Genomic DNA, 19,108 nt, shown 5'->3' on the forward strand with positions numbered 1-19,108 from the left:
TCCCCTTCGATTTCGGGAGGTGGCGCGAGGCTCAACCAGACGCACCCCTCTTGCCGGAAGCAAGGAGGGGGTGCGGCGTGGGCCGGCGGGGTAGGGGTCCCGCTAGCGCGGCGCCCTGCGACCCGACCGCGGCCAGGTGTCGCCCGCGACACCACGACGCAGGTACAGGGTCAGCAGGATGCCGAAGAGGAGCCCGATGAACCCGAGCGGCAGACAGATGGCCGAGGCCATGATCGGCGCGGTCGTGAGCATCAGCGTCAGCGCCGCGACGAAGAACAGGCCGCCGATCATCCCTGAGATGATGGCGATCCGTTCCCAGACCCGACGGTGCTCCGGCTTCATGTCTGAAGGCTAGGGGTGCGGGCTAGCCCGCGCAGTCGGAACTTCGGGGGACACGCGGTTCTGCTCGGGGTACGCGGTCGCGTCGGCGAGCTAGCCGACGGGCGACGGGCGCCGACGGCCGACGGGCGCCGGGCGCCTACGCGGTGAGCCGGTCGTAGAGCGCGTCCGTCGCCGGATCGACCCGTCGACGCGCGGGATCCTGGTCGTGCCACCGGATGATCTGCCTCGCCCCCTCGGCGAACGGGATCCTCTGCTCCCAGTCGGGCACGACACTGCGGATCTTCGTCGTGTCGAAGATCGCCGCGTGGCTGCGGTCGCCGCGAAGACTGGCATCCCACTCGGGCGCTGCACCGACGAGGTCGCTGGTGGTGCGGTGCACGATGTGGGGCAGCTCGACGCCGGCGGCGTCGGCGAGGTCGAGGGCGATCGTGTTCCAGGTCAGGAGTTCGGGCGACATGATGTTGAACGCCTCACCGATCGCCGCCTCGGCGCCGAGGAGGCCGACGAACGCGCGCGCGAAGTCGTCCGAGTGCGTGATGGCCCAGGGCGCCGTGCCGTCGCCGTGCAGCACGATCGGGAGACCGCGCCGCATTCGATCCACGACGGTCCAGCCGCCGAGAAGGGGAACCCTGGTGCGGTCGTAGGTGGTCGACGGACGGACGCAGGTGACCCGGATCCTGCCCGCCGCGTGCTCGTCGCGGAGGAAGCGCTCGCAGGCGATCTTGTCGCGGGCGTACGCCGAGTACGGGTTGAACAAGGGCGTCGACTCGTCGATCGGCAGGTGCTGCGGCGGCTTCTGATAGGCCGACGCCGAGCTGATGAAGAGGTACTGGTCGGTCGACGACCCGAAGAGGCGCACCGCCGCCGCGGCCTCTGCGATCGTGAAGGTGAGGAAGTCGGCGACGCAGTCGAAACTCCGGCCGTGCAGCGCCGCCCGGGTGGCGTGTTCGTCGCGAACGTCGACGGTGATCGTCTCGGTCCCATCCGGGATGGTGCGCAGGCTCGTCGAACCCCGGTTGAGAACCGTCACACGGTGGCCGCGATCGGTCGCCTCGCGGACACAGGCGGCGCTGATCTGGCCGGTGCCGCCGAGGACGAGCAGTGACTTCGTTGTCATCGTCCGATCATGCCAGACGGGGGATACGTCGGCTCAGTTCGGAGCTGCGGCCGAGTCGGCGGGTCGTGCCGCAGCGCCGACCGCGACGGGCCGGCCGGCGGCCCACACGCGTCGCACGGTCCAGTCGTCGTTCCAGACGACCACGTCGGCGGCGTAGCCGGGAGCGATCAGGCCCAACCAGGAGTCGAGGCCGAGTGCACGAGCCGGGGTGCGCGTGAGGGCTGCGACGGCGTCGCGGGCGGAGAGACCCGCGGCCGTGATCGCCAGGCGGAGCGCTGCGTCTTGGGTGAGCGTCGATCCGGCGATGGTCGTCGTTCCGGCGAGAAGAGCGGTTCCGTGCGAGACCGTCACGTCGAGCGATCCGAGGCGGTAGGGGCCGTCGGCGGCGCCGGCGGCCGCCATGGCGTCGGTGACGAGCGCGACCCGGCCGGGCGCGGCGTCGAAGAGCAGGCGGGCGACGGAGGGATGCACGTGGACTCCGTCGAGGATCACCTCGAGGGTCACCCGCGCGTCGTCGATCGCCGCCACGATCGGCCCGGGTGCTCGGTGATGGATCCCCGGCATCGCGTTGAACGCGTGGGTGAGGAGCGTGGCACCCCGATCGAAACCGGCTCGCGTCTGCTCGTAGTCGGCGGTCGTGTGACCGAGGGCCACGCGGACCCCGGCCGCCGCGAGTCTCTCGATCGCGTCGAGTGCGCCGCGCAGCTCCGGAGCGATCGTGATCTGGCGGAGGGCTCCGCGCGAGGCTTCGAGGAGGTCGTCGACGAGAGCAGGATCGGGGGCCGCCAGGAAGTGGGGATGGTGCGCCCCGCGGTTGTCGGGGGAGAGGAATGGACCCTCGAGGTGTGCTCCGAGCACGAGTGGGTCGGTCGCGGCGAGATCGGCGATCGCCGCGAGGGAGGCGTGAAGGGCGGCCGGCGGATTGGCGACGAGGCTGATGACGCTGCGAGTGGTGCCTCGTTCGCGGTGAGGGGCGAGCCCGCGTCGGATCGCGTCGACCCCGTCGTCGAACGCGAACCCGCCGCCGCCGTGCGCGTGCAGGTCGACGAAGCCCGGCGTGATCGTGGCGCCGCCGAGATCGACCGTCTCGTCGGCCACGGGCAGGGGGCCGGCCGCGTGACGATCGACCGCGCGGATCCGGTCGCCGTCGAGCAGGATCCATGACTCGGCGGCCTCACCGTCGGCGTCGAGCCTCGTCAGGTTCGTCAGCAGCGTCGTCCGGCGGCTCTCGGGGATCGCTCCAGGTGCTCGCGTCGGGGTCACTCGGCATTCTCCCGTCGGAAGTTGAACACTCCGGAGACGAGGGCGAGGATGCCGAACACGGTGCCGACGATCGGGTAACCGAGGCTGAACCAGGCATAGACGGCCGAGCCCATGACGGCGATCTCGACGATGGCCTTTCCGACGGGATCGCTCTTGACGAGGGCTTTCGGCGAGCGGAAGAGGCCCCAGATGAGCATCGCGAACAGGGGCGCCCCCACCAGGAAGAAGATGCCGGGGAACGGGTACGGCCAGGCCATGTACCCCCAGAACCCGAGGCTGAAGAACGCGAAGAGCTCGAGGAAGAAGCGCAGGACGTCGTTCGCCTTGATCGGCGGGTTGTTCCCTCCGCCCCCGCCGCGACCCGGGCGTCTCTTGGGTGTGTCGAACATGCTGCGGCCTACCGGAACACGATCGTGCGGGCGCCGTCGAGCAGGACGCGGTCTTCGGCGAACCAGCGGACGGCCTGGGTCAGGGTGCGGGACTCCTCGTCCTGGCCGATGGCCACGAGGTCGGAGGCGGAGCGCGAGTGGTCGACTCGCACGACGTTCTGCTCGATGATCGGACCCTCGTCGAGGTCGCTCGTGACGAAGTGGGCCGTCGCGCCGATGAGCTTCACGCCGCGAGCGTGCGCCTGGCGGTAGGGGTTGGCCCCCTTGAAGCCGGGGAGGAAGGAGTGGTGGATGTTGATCGCGCGACCTTCGAGGGCGGCGCAGAGCTCGGGGCTGAGGATCTGCATGTAGCGCGCCAGGACGACCAGCTCGATGTCGTACTCGTCGACCGCGTCGAGGATCCGGCGCTCGAACTCCGCCTTCTGCTCGGGGCCGCTGACGGCGCGGTGCTCGAACGGCACGCCGTAGAAGGCGGCGAGCTCTTGGAGATCGGGGTGGTTGGCCAGGACGAGCGGGATCTCGACGGGCAGCTGGCCGGCGCGCTGGCGGAACAGCAGGTCGTTCAGACAGTGCGCCGCCTTGCTGGCGAGGACCAGCGTGCGCAGCGGGCGGCCGACGACGTCGAGCTTCCACTCCATGCCGTAGCGCGCGGCGACGGGCGCGAGAGTGTCGACGAACGCTTCGCGCCCCGACGAGGAGACGACCTGGAGACGCATGAAGAACGTGCCGGTGTCGTGGCTCGAGAACTGCTGCGACTCGGTGATGTTGCCGCCGGCGTCGACCACGGCTCCGCTGATCGCGTGCACGATTCCGGGCCGGTCTTCGCAGACGAGCGTGAGGGTCCAGTGCGTGTCGGTCACTCTCTCAGCGTATCGGCTATCCGATCGAGGACTTCGGCCGTCGTCGCCGCCTGCACGGTGGGTGCAGGGCCACCCGGCCACGGGCGGCCGAGCGTGACCCACCCGGTGCGGAGACCGGCATCCTGCGCGCCCTTGATGTCGGCGTCGGCGTTGTCGCCGACCATCCACGTGTCGTCGGCGTCGGCGCCGCGATCGGCCACCGCCCGGCGGAAGATCTCGGGGTCGGGCTTCTCCAGACCGGCGCTCTCCGAGATGACGGCCCCGTCGACCAGGTGGTCGAGCCCGACGCGGTGGAGCTTCATGCTCTGCTGCTTGACGTTGCCGTTCGTCAACACGGCGACGTCGACGCCGCGGTCGGCCAGGCGGGCGAGGCGCTCGCCCACTCCGTCGTTCAGCTCGACGTGTTCGACATGCTCGTGCCGGATCCGGTCGACCAGGGTCTCGAGGTCGTCGTCGACACCGAGTTCGCGCTGGAGGGCGCGGGCGACGTCGTCTCGGTCGGCGTACCCGCTGTCGTCGGCCTCGATGACCCGGTCGGCGGCCGCGTCGTCCGCTCCAGCGTCTTCCGCCACGCGCCGGACCCAGGTCGCGAAGGCGGAGTCGCGGTCGATGAGCGTGTTGTCGAGGTCGATCAGGAGGAGCATGCGCCCGACGCTACGCCGCCCTCCCGGACTCGAGGTCGACGGCGCGGTGCATGCCCTCGTCGCTCTCCCCCGCCGCCCCCTCCCGAAACCGGGGTCGAGGTGGAGCAGGATGCCCTCGTCGCTCCCCCGCCCCCTCCCGAAATCGAAGGGGATTTCCGGCCGATGGGCCTGCGATCGGCGCGGGCGCCAGGTGAGACGCAGAATCCCCTTCGATTTCGGCCGGGGTGTCAGGGGTGGTGACGGCCTCCGGCTCATCGAAGCGCTCGGCGTCCTGCTCGGCTGTGGTCGCGGGAGCTGCCGCCGCACGCGTCCGCAGCGCCCGGTCGAAGATCGTCAGCGCGCTCAGCACGACGGCGAGCCCCAGGATCACCCACCCCAGCTCGTGCAACGCCCCGTCGTCGGCCGGTCGCCGTAGGCCACCCCGATCAGGCTCGTCGAGGCGATCGCACCGATGTAGATGCTCGTCCGCGAGAGCCCCGCAGCCGCTCCGATCCCCGACGACGGCACCTGCCGATAGAGCGCCGCCTGGTTCGACACCGACGCGAGGCCCTGGGGGATCGTGAAGAAGATCGTGACCGCGACGAACAGCCAGATCGGCGAGCCCGACGTGAGGAAGAGCAGGATCGCGCCGCCCCCGAGCGGAACGACGGCCGCAGCGATCAGCGGCGCCCTCACCCCGGCCTTGCGAGCGAACCAGAAGGAGGCGACACCGGCCAGGATCGCGCCCGGCAGCTGGATGAGGCCGGCCGCCTGCGACGAGACACCCGCGTCGTCCTGCACCCACTGCGAGAAGCCGTACGTCATCGTGTAGGCGATGCCGTAGAGGAGGAACAGTCGGACGTAGGTGCGCGTGAGCGCCCCGTTGGTCGCGAGCATGCGGACGTCGATGAACGGCGCGACGGCCCGGCGCTCCCAGACGATGAGCGCGATCAGCGCGACGACCGTCACGGCCAGCAGCCACCACAGCCCGGCCGACAGGTCGAGCAGGAACACCAGCAGGCTGCCGATGGTGATCGCGAACAGGCCGAGTCCGAGCGGGTCGATGGCCTGCGAGAGGGGCAGCTTCGCCTCGCGGACGGGACGGATGCGATCGGACGGCAACCAGAAAGCGGCCAGGATCAGCCCGGCACCGGCGAGCGGGACGTTCACCAGGAAGATCGAGTGCCACCCGAATGCGCCGATCAAGGCGCCGGCCAGCGGCGGGCCCGCAGCAGCAGAAACCAGGGACGAGATCGACAGCCCCCGAGCACGAGCGGCGGAGTCGGGATCCGGAGCCGGTCGGTCTGATTACGGATCGCGCTCATGGCGGCGGGATAGGCCGACGACGTGCCGATGCCGATCAAAACGCGCGACAGGAGCGCGGCCCCGAACGTCGGCACGAGATCGGGCAGGAACCCGGCCACCAGCACGATGACCATGCCGAGCAGGAAGATCTTCTTCGGCCCGAACCGGTCGGCGAGCTTACCCATCGTCGGCTGCGCGATCGCACTCGCGAGATAGAGCGACGACACGAGCCAGATCGCCTGGTCGCTGCCGATGCCGAGGTCTTTCGAGATCGGCGCCAGGGCGACGGCGATCATCGTCGTGTTGATGGGGTTGAGGAGAGGCCCGAACAGGATCGGGATGATGAAGCGGGGGCCGAAGCCACTTTCTCTGCGCGTGGTGAACGCCTTCTTAGGGTTGGGAGTTTGCGGGGGTCTGTGTCGGAAGGCCACTTTCTCTGCGCGTGGTGAACGCCTTCTTAGGTGTAGGGGTTCGCAGGCGTGCGGCGACGGGACGTCAGCGCTCGATGACCGAGTCGATGAGTCGGAGGGCGCGGTCGATGACCGCGAGCTCGTCGGGCTTCAGGCGCGCGTCGAAGCGGGCGGCGAGGATGCCGGTGCGGCGGTCTCGAGCCCCGGCGCGCGACTCGCGGCCGGCGTCGGTGAGGTCGACGAGACTGCGTCGGGCGTCGCCGGGGTCCGCTCGCTTCTCGACCAGCCCGTCCTCCTCGAGGCCGGCCACGGTGAGGCCCATCGACTGCGGACGCACCCCTCGAGCCGGGCCAGGTCGGCGGTGGTCATGGCGCCGCCGCGGGAGAGGTGGCCCACGACGGCCTCCTGCGACAGCGTGAGGTTGTGCGGTTCGCCACCGGCCGAGTGCAGTAGGGACGCCTGCTCGTCGGCCCGGCGCAGCGTGCGCCGGATCCGGCCGGTCGCCGCGATGAGGCGGTCGGCCAGATCGATGCTCGTGATCACGGTCATGCCCTCGACCGTACGCTTCGCCAGTAAAACTTGCAAGGTTGCCTGTCTATTCGCGGACCCGCCCGGTGTGGGCGGGTGAACGCAGGAGTCGGCGGCTCGACGCGCACCCGCCGGCCCCTGCACCGACCCGCCCGAAACCCGGGCCCGCCCGAAACCCGGGCCCGCCCGAAACCCGGGCCCGCCCGAAACCCGGGCCCGCCCGCACACCCGCGCCGGCCCGCACACCCGCGCCCGCGAGCTACGGGTAGCCGAGGAACCACAAGAAGACGACGGCGACCGCCTGGAGCAGGATGCCGAGCGAGACCGCCGTGATCCTGCGCCGCCTGGTCGTCGAGAACACCGAGCTGCCCAGCAGCGGCGCGACCGGAAGCATCAGGCGGATCAGACTCTGCTGCGGCAGGAACACCGCGACGAGGTAGAGCCAGTACGACGCCGTGAAGCCGACGACCTCGTGCCCGAGCGCTCGCGAACTGCGGCGGGTCAGCCAGAACGCGCCCGCGGCGATCACGACCAGAACGAGCAGGATCCCCGCCCAGCCGACAAACGTCGTGGCCATGACGAACCACGGCGTGAGTGGTGCGAAGTGCCGGCGTCCGACGAACCCCACCCACCAGGAGAGCTCGGTGTCGAGGTACGCGTCCGGCGTGTGGGTGACGGCCGTCGCGATGACCGGCCAGGCGAGCCCGGCCACCGACACGACCGCCGCGGCCACGACTATCGACACCATATGCCGTACCGGGAATACGGAGCGGCCACGCCGGGAAGCGACCAGGCGCACGACGAAGTGCACGCCGAGGGTCAGCGCCAGTGCGAGCACTCCCGGCCTCGTGAACGCGGCCACGACGGCGAACGGCACGAGCAGCAGATAGCGCCTCGTCGCGAGACACCAGAGGGCGGCGAACAGGAAGAACAGGAAGGTGCTCTCGGCGTAGGCCGTCTGCAGGAGGAAGCCCATCGGCCCTACGCAGAACAGCACCACGGCGAACAGGGACTGCCGCTTCGGCACGCGCAGGATCAGCAGGCGATACAGCATCAGGGCGGCCCCGAACCCGAAGACGGTCGCCGCCGCCACGCCCGCGGGGTAGAAGCCGACTCCGGTCGCGCTCGACACGGCGCGAACGATCCCCGGGAACACCGGCAGGAACGCCCACGGATTCGGCAGGACGTGGCCCGACGAGTCGAGCGGCAGCGACAGCGGATACCCGTGCTCGGCAATGGTCTTGTACGCCGAGGCGTCCCAGGAGCCCGAGAAGGTGAAGAACGTCGGGTTCGACCGGTAGCTGGCGAACGTCCAGTGCTGCGCCGTGGCGAGAACGAACACCGCGCCGAGCAGCACGGTCGAGACGATCCGGGACGCCGCATAGATCACCAGGACGGCGAGCCAGGGCCTCGTCGTCACGGCGCGTCTCATCGGTCCAACCTAGCGGGGCGTGATCCTGCGCTCCTCTGTCACGGGCGGTGGCGGCGGATCCGGATCGGGCCCTTCGCGGTCGAGGGGTCGACGACGCTGCCGCGCTGCGTGATGTCCACCTCGCCGGCCGCGACGAGCCGCCTTGCTGCGCGCCGCGCGGGTTCCATCAGGTCGCGCCACCCGTCGCCCTCCCCGGTGAACACGTCGCGCGCCGCATCCGACGGGCAGATCGTCGAGCTGGCGGCCCGCTTCCCGAGCAGATCGCGGATGCTCTCCTCGAGAGCGCGGTCTACCCGGTTCACCTTGCGTCTGCGGCACGCATCGCTGCAGTAGGCGATCTGGTCCCAGGTGTCGGCCCACCTGGCTCGCCACTCGATGCGTCGCCCGCAGGAGCGGCAGGTCTTGGATTCGGGCGGCATACCCCGGTTCTACTCCGCGATGCCTGCACGCCCTACGCTTGATGCGTGACGTCGACCCCTGCTGCCCGCTTTCCCTGGGGCGGCCTCCTCGCGCTCGCCGTCGCCTCGTTCCTCTCCATCTCCGGCGAGATGCTGCCCACCGGTTTGCTGCCCGAGATGGGCCGCGATCTCGGGGTGAGCGAGGCTTCCGTCGGCCTCCTCGTCTCGGTGTTCGCGTTCACCGTCGTCTTCACGTCTCCGGTGCTGACCCACTTCACGTCCCGGATCCCGAGGCACCGGCTCCTCGTGGGCCTCATCAGCGTCATCGCCCTCGGCGCCGCGGGGACGGCGTTCGCCCCGACCTACGGCTGGATGGTCGCGGCCCGCGTCCTCGGCGGGCTGGCCCACGGCGTGTTCTGGGCCATCGCGGGCGCGTATGCCGCGCACCTCGTTCCCAAGGCGCAGGTCGGTCGGGCGCTGGCCGTCTCCTCCAGCGGCGGCACCCTCGCCTTCGTGCTCGGGGTGCCGCTGGGCACCGCGCTCGGGCAGGCCGTGGGCTGGCGTGTCGCGTTCGGGATCCTCGCGATCCTGATGGTGATCGGTGCCGTTCTCGTCTGGCGACTCCTTCCCGACGTCGGTTCGGGCGCCGACGACGCGGAGGCGTTCCGTCGCGAGGGCTCGGAGGCGATGACGGGTGCCACCCCGGTCGGCCCGGGAGCCCTGGCGACGGGCGCCATCCCGATCATCCGAGACGGCAAGGCTCCGCGCGAGCTGCCCGACGCGAGCGTGCTCGGCGTCGTACTCAGCTGCATCGTCACCGGTGTCTTCATGATCGGCCACTACTCGCTCTACACCTACGTCGCGCCGTTCCTCGAGCGGTCGAGCGGTCTCTCCAGCTCCTCGCTCAGCATCGCGCTGTTCGCCTACGGGATCGCGGGCGCCGTCGGCCTCCTGCTCGTCGGAGTCGCGCTCGGCAAGCGGCCCGCGCTGGCGATCCCGATCTTCATGGCCCTCGTCGCGGTCACCGTCATCGGTCTGCTGGTCTTCGAAGGGCGACCCGTCCCGTCATTCGTGGTCTTCGTGATCCTGGGCGTCACCTTCGGCGCCCTGCCGCCGCTCCTCCAGACGCGACTGCTCCAGGTGGCGCCGGCCAGGATCCGCGACATCGCGAACTCGTTCTACACGAGCTCTTTCAATGCCGGTATCGGCGCGGGTGCCCTCATCGGCGGGTTCGTCCTCTCGGGAGCGGGCCTCGGCGCGCTTCCCCGGCTCTACATCGTGATCGCCGTCGTGATGCTCGTGGTGTTCGTGGTGTCCGACCGGGTCCTGGCCAGGAGGGACGCCCGGCGGCGCGCGGCTCGGCGAGCGGAACGCGCGGCTCGTGCGGCTCGCGGTCCGCGCTAGCGGTCGAGCGCTCGGACGAGCGACTCCTGCACGTAGCCGAGCCACTCGTAGACGTCTCGCAGGACGATGCCGGCCTGCTCCGCGGGCTGGGGGATCCCCTCGTCGGTCACGCCGAGCCGCGAGGCGAGCGTGAGACGCAGATCGGTCAGCGATCGGAGCCACGCCTGCGCGACCTCGGGGGCCAGCGGGGTCCGGCGGTCGGTGTCGAGCGACGCGATCAGCACTTTCGCGTTGTCGATCTTGCTTGCCGTCAGGTCGTCGGCCGTCAGGCGCCGGAACTCGGCGTCGGCCTCGTCATCGCCCGAGTACCCGGGCGGGAACAACCGAGAGACGGCAGGATCGGCCTCGTCACGCCCCTCGAGGAGCGTCACCAACTGACCGGCCAGGTCGCCGAGCAGGGCCCGCTCGTGCTCGGCGAGGCTCAGGTGCACGCCGTCGCGTTTGTGCTGGAACGGCAGGATCACGTGTCGGCCCTCGAGACGGTCGCCCAGAGTCCGTAACCGTGCAGCGCCTCGACGTGGAGTTCCATCTGCTCGCGGGCTCCGGTCGCGACCACGGCCTTGCCCTTCGTGTGCACCTGCATCATGAGCCTCTCCGCCTCGGAGCGCTCGAGCCCGAAGTAGGTGCGGAAGACGAACGACACGTACGACATGAGGTTCACCGGGTCGTCCCACACGATGGTCACCCAGGGGACGTCCGGTGCGACCAGGCGTCGCAGATCGGTCTCGTCGAGGGTCATGCTCACGACTCCAGAGTGTCACGGTTTCCTTGAGAGGACGCACCGCGAGTGGTTATGCTCAGGGGGTCGCGACTGGCGTTCGGGTGGTCAACCACCGGGGAGCGACTGACACGGTTGGTGGCCGTACGCCTGGGCTGCCGCTGGACCTCTCATCCGTCTATCCGTGTGCATTGGAGCCTTCCATGACTGTCACCACCGATCGCCAGCCCTCCACGTTCAACGCCCCGCTCTCGGAGGTCGACCCCGAGATCGCGGCGGTCCTCGAGCAGGAGCTCGGCCGCCAGCGCGATTTCCTCGAGATGATCGCGAGCGAGAACTTCGTCCCGCGCGCCGTCCTCGAGTCGCAGGGTTCCGTCCTGACCAACAAGTACGCCGAGGGCTACCCGGGGCGCCGCTACTACGGTGGCTGCGAGTTCGTCGACATCGCCGAGAACCTCGCCATCGAGCGCGCCAAGAAGCTCTTCGACGCCGACTTCGCCAACGTCCAGCCGCACTCCGGCGCGCAGGCCAACGCCGCCGTGCTCGCTGCCATCGCGACTCCGGGCGACACGATCCTGGGCCTCGAGCTCTCGCACGGCGGCCACCTCACCCACGGCATGAAGCTCAACTTCTCGGGCAAGCTCTACAACGCCGTCGCCTACGAGGTCGACCCGACCACCTACCTCATCGACATGGAGACCGTGCGCAAGCAGGCGCTCGAGCACAAGCCCAAGGTCATCATCGCCGGCTGGTCGGCCTACCCCCGCCAGCTCGACTTCGCCGCGTTCCGCGCCATCGCCGACGAGGTCGGCGCGTACCTCTGGGTCGACATGGCCCACTTCGCCGGTCTCGTCGCCGCGGGGCTGCACCCGTCGCCCGTGCCGCACGCGCACGTCGTCTCGTCGACCGTGCACAAGACGTTGGCCGGGCCGCGTTCCGGCGTGATCCTGTCCAACGACGAGTCCCTGTTCAAGAAGCTCAACTCGGCCGTGTTCCCCGGCCAGCAGGGTGGCCCGCTCATGCACGTGATCGCCGCCAAGGCGACCGCGTTCAAGCTCGCCATGGAGCCCGAGTTCAAAGACCGCCAGGAGCGCACCATCCGCGGCGCGAAGCTCCTCGCCGAGCGGCTCACCGCTCCCGACGCCAAGGCCGCCGGCATCGACGTCCTCACGGGCGGAACCGACGTGCACCTCGTGCTCGTCGACCTTCGCGCCAGCGAGGTCGACGGCAAGCAGGCCGAGAACCTCCTCCACGAGGTCGGGATCACCGTCAACCGCAACGCCGTCCCGTGGGACCCTCGTCCGCCGATGACGACCTCCGGTGTGCGCATCGGCACCCCGGCGCTCGCGACGCGAGGCTTCGGCGACGTCGAGTTCACGGAGGTGGCCGACATCATCGCGAACACCCTCCTGCCGAATCCCGACATCTCCGCCCTGTCCGCTCGCGTCAAGGCTCTCACCGAGGCCTTCCCGCTGTACGCGTAGGCGGAGCGGATGGTCAGCGAAGCAGCCTCCGCGGTGTCTCCGGCGACCCTCATCGACGGCACGGCGCTCGCGGCGGGCGTGAAAGACGACCTGCGCGAGCGGGTCACCGCCCTGAAGGCCGCAGGAATCCACCCGGGGCTCGGCACGATCCTCGTCGGCGCGAACCCCGGTTCGCTGTCGTACGTCGCGGGGAAGCACCGCGACTGCGCCGAGGTGGGCATCGAGTCGATCCGACTCGACCTGCCGGAGTCGGCGACCGAGGCCGAGATCCGCACCGCGATCCACTACATGAACGACAATCCGGCCGTCACGGCGTTCATCATCCAGCTCCCGCTGCCCGAGGGCATCGACCCGACGGTGATGCTCGAGCTGATGGATCCGCTCAAAGACGCCGACGGCCTGCACCCGGTCAACCTCGGCGAGCTCGTGCTCGCCGTGCCCGGGGGCAGGGGGACGATCGACACCCCGCTCCCGTGCACTCCGCGCGGCATCGTCGAGATGCTGCGGGCGTACGACATCCCGATCGCCGGGCGTCACGTCACGATCATCGGTCAGGGCCTGACCGTGGGGCGTCCGCTGGGTCTCCTGCTGACGCGCCTCGAGGCGACCGCGACCCTGACGCACTCGCGCACGGCCGATGTCGCCGCAGAGGTCCGTCGCGCGGACATCGTCGTCGCGGCGGCCGGTGTCGCTGGGCTGGTCAAGCCCGACTGGGTGCGCCCCGGGGCGGTGGTCATCGACGTCGGCATCACCCGCGTGCTGAACGAGGAGACGGGCAAATACAAGCTGCGGGGCGACGTCGACCCCGCCGTCGCCGCGGTGGCGGGCTTCCTGTCGCCGGTGCCGGGCGGCGTCGGGCCGATGACGCGGGCGATGCTGCTGAAGAACGTGGTCGAGGCGGCGGAGCGGAAGCTTCGCCGGTAGCTCGGCTGCTCTCCCTCCCGTCCCTCTGCCCGTTCGTCGTGCGCAACAGGCCGCTCACCTTCGTGGTGTGCGGCGTGTAGTGCACGACCCACGCCGGGGCGGCAGCGGCAGGCCGCCGGGGCTAGAGCTTGTGCGCGCCGTCGGCGGCGTGCACGGCGAAGATCGTCGGCTCGGTGTAGCCGGCGGTGTCGAACGCCGAGAGCACGGCGGCCGTGACGGCCTCTCGCGACGCGGACGGGACGAGCGCGATCGCGGCGCCGCCGAAGCCGCCGCCGGTCATCCGCGCGCCGACGGCGCCGGACGCCTGCGAGGTCGAGACCGCGAGGTCGAGCTCGGGCACCGAAATCTCGAAGTCGTCACGCATCGAGACGTGCGACGCGTCGAGGAGAGCGCCGATCGCGCTCGGACCTTCGAGCCGGAGGGTTCGGACGGTGTCGAGCACCCTCTGGTTCTCGGTGATCACGTGCCGGACCCGGCGGAACGTCTCGTCGTCGAGGAGATCCTGCGCGCGACCGAGGTCGTCGATGTCGAGGTCGCGGAGCGACGAGACGCCCAGGGTCGAGGCGCCCCGCTCGCACGACGCGCGGCGCTCGACGTAGCCACCGGTCGCGTGGGCGTGGGTGACGTGCGTGTCGATCACGAGGAGCTCGAGATCGGCCCGGGAGAAGCCGAGGTCGATGACCTCGGCGTCGAGGCTGCGACAGTCGAGGAAGACGGCGGAGTCGGCGCGCCCGAGGAGGAGGCGGACTGGTCCATGATTCCGGTCGGAGCGCCGACGGCCTTGTTCTCGGCGAGCTGACCGACCGATGCGAGGAACGGGCGTGTGACGTCGAGGCTCCAGAGGTCGCTCAGGGCCACGGCGACCGCGCACTCGATGGCGGCCGACGACGACAGGCCGGCGCCGACCGGCACGTCGGACTCGACGAAGATGTCGAGCCCGAAGGCCCGCGACAGATCGGCCGACGTCTCGGTCAGGCCCTCGACCTCGGGAAGCTTCTGCCCGAGAGCCCAAGCGATGCCGAACACGTAGGCGGACCATCCGGCCATGCCGGCGGGATCGAGGAGTCGAGCGACGCCTCGTGCACCCCGTCTTCGAATGTGGAGGCCACCCGCAGCAGACGGTCGGAGCGTCGCCCGACCGTGATGGTCGTCGAGCGGTCGATCGCCAGTGGCAGCACGAAGCCGTCGTTGTAGTCGGTGTGCTCGCCGATGAGATTGACCCGGCCGGGAGCGGCCCAGCGGCCCACGACAGCGGTGTCGAAGGTGTCGGAGAACGTCATGCGCGGCTCATCGCCTCTCGGATCTCTGCGGCGGAGGTCTCGGGCACGAGGTCGCCGATCCAGGCTCCCATCGCGGACTCGGAACCGGCCACGAACTTCAGCTTCGTCGCGGCGCGACGAGGCGAGGTGATCTGCAGCATCAGCCGCACGGTGTCGCGTCCGACGTTGACCGGCGCCTGGTGCCAGGCGGCGATGTAGGGCGTCGGGTCGTCGTAGAGGACGTCGAGGCCGCGCAGCAGTGTGCGGTACATCGTCGCGAGCTCGTCGCGCTCGTCGCCCGTCAGACCCGCGATGTCGGGCACGTGGCGGTGCGGCAGCAGGTGGATCTCGACGGGCCAGCGGGCCGCGAACGGCACGAACGCCGTGAAGTGCTCGCCGGCGAGCACGACGCGGGGGCCGGTGCGCTCGCTCTCGAGGATGTCGGCGAACAGCGTGGGGCCGTACTCGTCGATGCTCTGGAGCAGTCGAGTGGTGCGAGGGGTGACGTAGGGATACGCGTAGATCTGGCCGTGCGGGTGGTGCAGCGTCACGCCGATGGCCTCGCCGCGGTTCTCGAACGGGAAGACCTGCTGGATGCCGGGCAGCGCGCCCAGCGCGGCGGTGCGGTCGGCCCACGCTTCGACCACGGTGCGGGCCCGGGACTCGCTGAGACTCGCGAACGAGCCGAACGTCTCGGGGCTGAAGCAGATGACCTCGCAGCGACCGATCGAGGTGCGAGTGCGGCCGAGGCCGAGCGTGGTCAGGTCGTCGAGGTCGTGCGGAGGATTCTCGGCATCGGCCGGAAGGAGCGGGCCGAAGGAGGGGAGCGGTTCTCGAAGACGGCCACGTCGTAGTCGTCGGGGATCTCGGACGGGTTCGTCTCGGACGCCGGCGCCAACGGGTCGAACTCGGCCGGCGGCAGGACCACGCGGTTCTGCCGCGACGCCGCGATCGACACCCACTCGCCGGTGAGGACGTCTTGTCGCATGGTCGCGGTCTCGGGCCGTGGCTCGAGCTCGCGCAGGTCGGGCTTGCGCTCGGGCGGCAGCGTGGTGTCGGCATCATCGAAGTAGATGAGCTCGCGGCCGTCCGCGAGGGTCGTCGGCCGCTTGACGATCTGGTTCATGGTGCCTTTCGGAGACGCGCTGCTTGGGATTGCGAAAGCAAATGAAAGTATACGAAACTGGACTCGTGGAATCCAGTCGTCCCGAGCATCCTGCGCCCGCCGCCCCGCTCGCGGCCACGAGGCGCGAGCGCATCGTGGCGGTGGTCGAGTCGCACGGCTTCGCGCGCACGGTCGATCTGGCCCGCGAGCTCGGCACGTCCGAGGTGACGATCCGCACCGACTTCGACGCCCTCGTCGTCGCCGGCCGGCTCGTCCGCGTGCACGGCGGGGCCATGTCGGTCGAGCAGTCGCCGGTCGAGCGGTCGTTCGAAGAGGTCGAGACCGTGAGGGTCGACGCCAAGCGCGCCATCGGCGCCCGCGCCGCCTCCCTCGTGCGCGACGGGCAGTGCGTCGTGCTCGACGTCGGCACCACCACGACGCAGATCGCCGAGGCGCTGCTCGAACGCACCGGTCTCATCGGCGTCACCGTCGTCACGAACAGCCTGGTCATCGCGCTGACTCTCGAACAGTCGGTGCCGCGCTTCACGGTCGTCGTCACCGGCGGAACCCTGCGGCCCCTTCAGCACTCGCTGGTCAACCCGCTCGCCATGACCGTCCTCGAGGGCATCACGGCCGACATCGCGTTCATCGGGTGCACCGGCGTCGACGTGCGCCACGGCGTCACGAACGTCAATCTCCCCGAGACCGATCTCAAGCGACTCATGGCCAAGACGGCCAAGCGGTCGTTCATCGTCGCCGACGGGGGCAAGATGGGAGAGGCGCATCTCGGTGTGATCGGTCCGCTGGCGTCCTTCGACGGCCTGATCACCGCCGGAGCAGAGCCATCGATGGTCGAGGGGCTCCGAGCCGCGGGGATCACCGTGCTCGAAGCCGATGCGCCCGACGAGACAGCCCCGTCAGAAGAGACAGCACCCTCGAAGGAGACCTCCTAAGTGACCGACACCGTCGCACCGCCCACCGGCGAGCAGTACCACCTCGCTCTCGAGTCGGGCGGCCGAACCGTCACGGCCATCGTCACCGAGGTTGCGGCCGGCCTGAGGGCGCTCGAGGTCGACGGCACCGCCATCGCCGAGACCTTCGCCGAGCACGAGACTCCTCCGTCGGCGTCCGGCATCACGCTGGTGCCCTGGCCGAACCGCGTCGACGGCGGCTCCTGGACCCTCGACGGCGCGGCCCAGCAGCTCGACATCACCGAGGTCGCGAAGGGCAACGCCAGCCACGGGCTGCTCCGTTACACGCCGTACCGCGCCGTGTCCGTCGAGCCCCACGCCGTCACGCAGGCCGCGACCGTCTTCCCGCAGCACGGGTTCCCGTTCCGGCTCGACACCGCCGTGCGGCACGAACTCACCCCCGATGGCCTCGTCGTCACGCACACGATCACCAATCGCGGCCCTGGCCGCGCGCCGTTCGCCGTGGGGTCGCACCCGTTCTTCCGCGTCGGGTCCCATGATCCTGCGACCCTCACGGTCACCCTCGACGCCGCCACCCGCTTCGAGACCAACGTCCGCAGCATCCCCGTCGGAACCTCACCCGTCGCCGGAACCCCTTCGACCTGAGCGGCTCCCCGCTGCTCGGCGACCTCGACATCGACGCCGGCTACAAAGACATCGCTCAGGATCACGACGGCAGACGCCGCACGCACCTCACCGCGCCCGACGGCTCCCGCACCACGATGTGGCAAGACGAGTCGTTCCCCTATGTGCAGATCTTCACGCCGCGGAACTTCCCCCGCGACGGCGTCAAGGGCCTGGCGTTCGCCGCCGAGCCGATGACGGCTCCCGCCAACGCCCTGGCCTCCGGCGAAGGCCTTCGCTGGCTCGACGAGGGCGAGACCTGGTCGGGGTCGTGGGGCGTCACGTACACGGGGCCGACTGTGTGACGTCGAGACGTCGGGCTGAGGTCATGGCCGCGGCTGGGCTGGGCAGAGGCTCGGGCCTGCGGTCGCGGAACGGCCTAGGCTCCGGGCATGAGCGCTGACGACATGACTTTCGACGAGAAGCGGCACGACCAGTTGACCAGGGCGCCCAAGTCCGACGAGTCGGACGCCGCCCCTCGCATCGAGGTGACGACGTCGCCGACCGGCACGACCCGGATCGACGTCGCCGACACCGCCAAGGTCACTCCCGGCAAACCCGGGCCGCGCCGCGGCGCCTGACGCGCGCCGGTCGGGCCCGATCCCCGGGGCACGGACGCCGCGATTCTGGCGCGTCGCGTCGTTACCGGCTCCGGGGGCCCACTCCCTGTCGGTTCTCGACGAGACGGGGCCCGCGCATGCAAAAGGGCCGGCGCAGAGCGCCGGCCCTTTTCACAGACGTGGGCCCCGTCGGGCTCGATCCCCGGGGGCACGGACGCCGCGACGCTGGCGCGTCGCGTCGTTACCGGCTCCGGGGGCCCACTCCCTGTCGGTCCTCGACGAGACGGGGCCCGCGCATGCAAAAAGGGCCAGCGCAGAGCGCCGGCCCTTTTCACAGACGTGGGCCCCGTCGGGCTCGAACCGACGACCAACGGATTAAAAGTCCGATGCTCTACCAACTGAGCTAGAGGCCCGTGTGCCCTCGCGGCGCACAGACACTCAGCCTAGCAAGCTTGCGACGCTCCCGAAGGCGTCCACCAGCAGCGACCCGCCCCAGCATCGACGTCGCGTCGCCGCGCGTCGCGTTGCGGCCGCAAGCGCCGACTGCCGGGGGCCTGGCGGCGAGAGAACGTGGTGTCGCCCTGGCGTCAGCGCCGCGGCCCGTGCCGCTGCCCTGGCGCGCGCCGCAGCCCGCCCCAGGCGAGCACAAAGGGCGGCGACTACCCTTGGGGCAATGTCCCCTCGCGACTTCCACCGCCCAGCCCAGTTCTCGGGTCACGAGTTCGAGGCGTTCCAGGGCGGCGACGACCCGGCTGTGATGCACCGCGTCGCGCACGAGTCGGCGAGTGCGCTGCTGGCCCGGGTCCGTAACGATCCGAGCCCCGAGATCCTCGATCGCCTGGTTGCCTTCACGGACGCGAACGGCATCGACGCGCTCGCCGAGCTGTGGGCCGGCGCGACGGCGCACAGCCTGCCGGGTGCGCTCTGGCGCATCTACCTGATGCGCGCGGTCATCCGCCAGAACCCCAACGACATCACCTATCTGTTCGAGCGCGGCACCCAGGTGACGGCGACGATCGACCAGGTCGTTGCGGGTGCTCCGGCTCCGGCGAGCCCGGAGGAGATCCTGGAGCTCGCCGACCAAATCCTGCGCGGCGTCTTCGTCGGCGACTTCGCCCTGGCGCTCGACCGCGGTGCGGCCTTCTGCCGGCTTGCCGGAGCGGGCGCCACCAGCGTCGCCGACGATCTCGAGGCGACCGAGCCGGCCCGCGCCAGTGAGCTCACCCGCCGCGCGCTTCGTCTGTCCGAGCTGGCGGTCGACCTCTCGGCGTGCGCGGCCCTGTGGCGCGACGGCAGCCTGGCCTGACGCAGTCGCGACCCGCACGCGCCGCCACCCGCACGCACCCCCGCCACGCCGACGACCCGCACGTTCGCTACCTGCGGAAGCCAGGC

General features: G+C 70.4%; 21 protein-coding genes, 1 tRNA gene, 2 pseudogenes and 1 riboswitch. Of the genes and pseudogenes, 8 read left to right on the forward strand and 16 right to left on the reverse strand.

Annotated features, from left to right (window positions below):
• Positions 1–102 precede the first annotated feature (102 nt).
• The 11 genes from QUE79_RS06980 to QUE79_RS07030 all read right to left on the reverse strand — a co-directional run bounded on the left by QUE79_RS06980 (position 103) and on the right by QUE79_RS07030 (position 8,688).
• Complete coding sequence (locus QUE79_RS06980) at positions 103–342, reverse strand: hypothetical protein (RefSeq protein WP_286346037.1); 240 nt, start codon at positions 340–342, stop codon at positions 103–105.
• Between the two features lie 136 nt (positions 343–478).
• Positions 479–1,459: an NAD-dependent epimerase/dehydratase family protein gene (locus tag QUE79_RS06985; protein WP_286346038.1), complete on the reverse strand. Its 981-nt coding sequence runs from the start codon at positions 1,457–1,459 to the stop codon at positions 479–481.
• A gap of 33 nt (positions 1,460–1,492) precedes the next feature.
• Entirely contained in the window at positions 1,493–2,722 is a 1,230-nt protein-coding gene (gene nagA / locus QUE79_RS06990; RefSeq protein WP_286346039.1) for an N-acetylglucosamine-6-phosphate deacetylase, read from the reverse strand.
• Complete coding sequence (locus tag QUE79_RS06995) at positions 2,719–3,111, reverse strand: YrdB family protein (RefSeq protein WP_286346040.1); 393 nt, start codon at positions 3,109–3,111, stop codon at positions 2,719–2,721. The genes nagA and QUE79_RS06995 overlap by 4 nt, the downstream gene beginning before the upstream one ends.
• Before the next feature lie 8 nt (positions 3,112–3,119).
• Positions 3,120–3,971, reverse strand: a complete 852-nt coding sequence (gene purU, locus QUE79_RS07000) for a formyltetrahydrofolate deformylase (RefSeq protein WP_286346041.1) — start codon at positions 3,969–3,971, stop codon at positions 3,120–3,122.
• On the reverse strand, positions 3,968–4,615 hold the full coding sequence (locus QUE79_RS07005) for an HAD family hydrolase (RefSeq protein WP_286346042.1): 648 nt from the start codon (positions 4,613–4,615) through the stop codon (positions 3,968–3,970). The genes purU and QUE79_RS07005 overlap by 4 nt, the downstream gene beginning before the upstream one ends.
• A gap of 366 nt (positions 4,616–4,981) precedes the next feature.
• Positions 4,982–5,800 (reverse strand): MFS transporter, encoded by an 819-nt coding sequence (locus QUE79_RS07010; RefSeq protein ID WP_286346043.1) that lies wholly within the window; start codon positions 5,798–5,800, stop codon positions 4,982–4,984.
• Entirely contained in the window at positions 5,797–6,330 is a 534-nt protein-coding gene (locus tag QUE79_RS07015; RefSeq protein ID WP_286346044.1) for an MFS transporter, read from the reverse strand. The genes QUE79_RS07010 and QUE79_RS07015 overlap by 4 nt, the downstream gene beginning before the upstream one ends.
• 64 nt (positions 6,331–6,394) lie before the next feature.
• Positions 6,395–6,646 (reverse strand): MarR family winged helix-turn-helix transcriptional regulator, encoded by a 252-nt coding sequence (locus tag QUE79_RS07020; protein WP_286346045.1) that lies wholly within the window; start codon positions 6,644–6,646, stop codon positions 6,395–6,397.
• Between the two features lie 450 nt (positions 6,647–7,096).
• Positions 7,097–8,269: a glycosyltransferase family protein gene (locus QUE79_RS07025; RefSeq protein WP_286346046.1), complete on the reverse strand. Its 1,173-nt coding sequence runs from the start codon at positions 8,267–8,269 to the stop codon at positions 7,097–7,099.
• A gap of 38 nt (positions 8,270–8,307) precedes the next feature.
• Positions 8,308–8,688 (reverse strand): DUF3253 domain-containing protein, encoded by a 381-nt coding sequence (locus tag QUE79_RS07030; protein WP_286346047.1) that lies wholly within the window; start codon positions 8,686–8,688, stop codon positions 8,308–8,310.
• A gap of 45 nt (positions 8,689–8,733) precedes the next feature.
• Here QUE79_RS07030 and QUE79_RS07035 point away from each other — a divergent pair, with 45 nt between their 5' ends.
• Positions 8,734–10,071, forward strand: a complete 1,338-nt coding sequence (locus tag QUE79_RS07035) for an MFS transporter (RefSeq protein ID WP_286346048.1) — start codon at positions 8,734–8,736, stop codon at positions 10,069–10,071.
• Here the strand turns inward: QUE79_RS07035 and QUE79_RS07040 are convergent.
• Entirely contained in the window at positions 10,068–10,535 is a 468-nt protein-coding gene (locus QUE79_RS07040; protein ID WP_286346049.1) for a DUF2017 domain-containing protein, read from the reverse strand. The two genes, QUE79_RS07035 and QUE79_RS07040, sit on opposite strands and share 4 nt — an antisense overlap.
• Complete coding sequence (clpS, locus tag QUE79_RS07045; RefSeq protein ID WP_286346860.1) at positions 10,532–10,810, reverse strand: ATP-dependent Clp protease adapter ClpS; 279 nt, start codon at positions 10,808–10,810, stop codon at positions 10,532–10,534. The genes QUE79_RS07040 and clpS overlap by 4 nt, the downstream gene beginning before the upstream one ends.
• A 58-nt stretch (positions 10,811–10,868) precedes the next feature.
• Positions 10,869–10,952, forward strand: a riboswitch (ZMP/ZTP riboswitch).
• A gap of 40 nt (positions 10,953–10,992) precedes the next feature.
• On the opposite strand from clpS, the gene glyA reads away from it, so the two are divergent.
• Both glyA and QUE79_RS07055 read left to right on the forward strand, forming a co-directional pair.
• Positions 10,993–12,273, forward strand: coding sequence for a serine hydroxymethyltransferase (gene glyA / locus QUE79_RS07050; RefSeq protein ID WP_286346050.1), 1,281 nt, complete (start codon positions 10,993–10,995; stop codon positions 12,271–12,273).
• 9 nt (positions 12,274–12,282) lie between these two features.
• On the forward strand, positions 12,283–13,197 hold the full coding sequence (locus tag QUE79_RS07055) for a bifunctional methylenetetrahydrofolate dehydrogenase/methenyltetrahydrofolate cyclohydrolase (RefSeq protein WP_286346051.1): 915 nt from the start codon (positions 12,283–12,285) through the stop codon (positions 13,195–13,197).
• Positions 13,198–13,318: 121 nt separating this feature from the next.
• Here QUE79_RS07055 and galK read toward each other — a convergent pair.
• A pseudogene (galK, locus tag QUE79_RS07060) lies at positions 13,319–14,477 on the reverse strand (galactokinase).
• A pseudogene (gene galT, locus QUE79_RS07065) lies at positions 14,474–15,582 on the reverse strand (galactose-1-phosphate uridylyltransferase). Before galT ends, galK begins: the two co-directional pseudogenes overlap by 4 nt.
• A 65-nt stretch (positions 15,583–15,647) precedes the next feature.
• On the opposite strand from galT, the gene QUE79_RS07070 reads away from it, so the two are divergent.
• The 4 genes from QUE79_RS07070 (at position 15,648) to QUE79_RS07085 (ending at position 17,737) form a co-directional block, all read left to right on the forward strand.
• Positions 15,648–16,514, forward strand: coding sequence for a DeoR/GlpR family DNA-binding transcription regulator (locus QUE79_RS07070; RefSeq protein WP_286346052.1), 867 nt, complete (start codon positions 15,648–15,650; stop codon positions 16,512–16,514).
• Positions 16,515–17,138 (forward strand): aldose epimerase family protein, encoded by a 624-nt coding sequence (locus QUE79_RS07075; protein WP_286346053.1) that lies wholly within the window; start codon positions 16,515–16,517, stop codon positions 17,136–17,138. It abuts the gene before it with no gap.
• Between the two features lie 116 nt (positions 17,139–17,254).
• Positions 17,255–17,461 carry an aldose epimerase family protein gene (locus QUE79_RS07080; RefSeq protein WP_286346054.1) on the forward strand — a complete coding sequence of 69 codons (207 nt, stop codon included), beginning with the start codon at positions 17,255–17,257 and terminating at the stop codon, positions 17,459–17,461.
• 87 nt (positions 17,462–17,548) lie between these two features.
• Complete coding sequence (locus QUE79_RS07085; protein WP_286346055.1) at positions 17,549–17,737, forward strand: multidrug transporter; 189 nt, start codon at positions 17,549–17,551, stop codon at positions 17,735–17,737.
• A 319-nt stretch (positions 17,738–18,056) separates the two neighbouring features.
• On the opposite strand, the gene QUE79_RS07090 is transcribed toward QUE79_RS07085, so the two are convergent.
• Positions 18,057–18,129 (reverse strand) — tRNA-Lys (locus tag QUE79_RS07090).
• A gap of 260 nt (positions 18,130–18,389) precedes the next feature.
• Between QUE79_RS07090 and QUE79_RS07095 the strand changes: the two genes are divergently transcribed.
• Positions 18,390–19,022, forward strand: a complete 633-nt coding sequence (locus tag QUE79_RS07095) for a DNA-directed RNA polymerase subunit beta (protein WP_286346056.1) — start codon at positions 18,390–18,392, stop codon at positions 19,020–19,022.
• Positions 19,023–19,108 lie beyond the last annotated feature (86 nt).

The sequence above is a fragment of the Frondihabitans sucicola genome (assembly GCF_030296615.1).
Classification (GTDB): domain Bacteria; phylum Actinomycetota; class Actinomycetes; order Actinomycetales; family Microbacteriaceae; genus Frondihabitans; species Frondihabitans sucicola.

Bases quoted from the DNA above. Each gene is read 5' to 3' on its own strand.
- QUE79_RS06980 (WP_286346037.1), bottom strand. From the start codon at position 342: ATGAAGCCGGAGCACCGTCGGGTCTGGGAACGGATCGCCATCATCTCA.
- QUE79_RS06985 (WP_286346038.1), bottom strand. From the start codon at position 1,459: ATGACAACGAAGTCACTGCTCGTCCTCGGCGGCACCGGCCAGATCAGC.
- QUE79_RS06995 (WP_286346040.1), bottom strand. From the start codon at position 3,111: ATGTTCGACACACCCAAGAGACGCCCGGGTCGCGGCGGGGGCGGAGGG.
- QUE79_RS07005 (WP_286346042.1), bottom strand. From the start codon at position 4,615: ATGCTCCTCCTGATCGACCTCGACAACACGCTCATCGACCGCGACTCC.
- QUE79_RS07025 (WP_286346046.1), bottom strand. From the start codon at position 8,269: ATGAGACGCGCCGTGACGACGAGGCCCTGGCTCGCCGTCCTGGTGATC.
- QUE79_RS07030 (WP_286346047.1), bottom strand. From the start codon at position 8,688: ATGCCGCCCGAATCCAAGACCTGCCGCTCCTGCGGGCGACGCATCGAG.
- clpS (WP_286346860.1), bottom strand. From the start codon at position 10,810: ATGACCCTCGACGAGACCGATCTGCGACGCCTGGTCGCACCGGACGTC.
- glyA (WP_286346050.1), top strand. From the start codon at position 10,993: ATGACTGTCACCACCGATCGCCAGCCCTCCACGTTCAACGCCCCGCTC.
- QUE79_RS07055 (WP_286346051.1), top strand. From the start codon at position 12,283: ATGGTCAGCGAAGCAGCCTCCGCGGTGTCTCCGGCGACCCTCATCGAC.
- QUE79_RS07080 (WP_286346054.1), top strand. From the start codon at position 17,255: ATGTGGCAAGACGAGTCGTTCCCCTATGTGCAGATCTTCACGCCGCGG.
- QUE79_RS07085 (WP_286346055.1), top strand. From the start codon at position 17,549: ATGAGCGCTGACGACATGACTTTCGACGAGAAGCGGCACGACCAGTTG.
- QUE79_RS07095 (WP_286346056.1), top strand. From the start codon at position 18,390: ATGTCCCCTCGCGACTTCCACCGCCCAGCCCAGTTCTCGGGTCACGAG.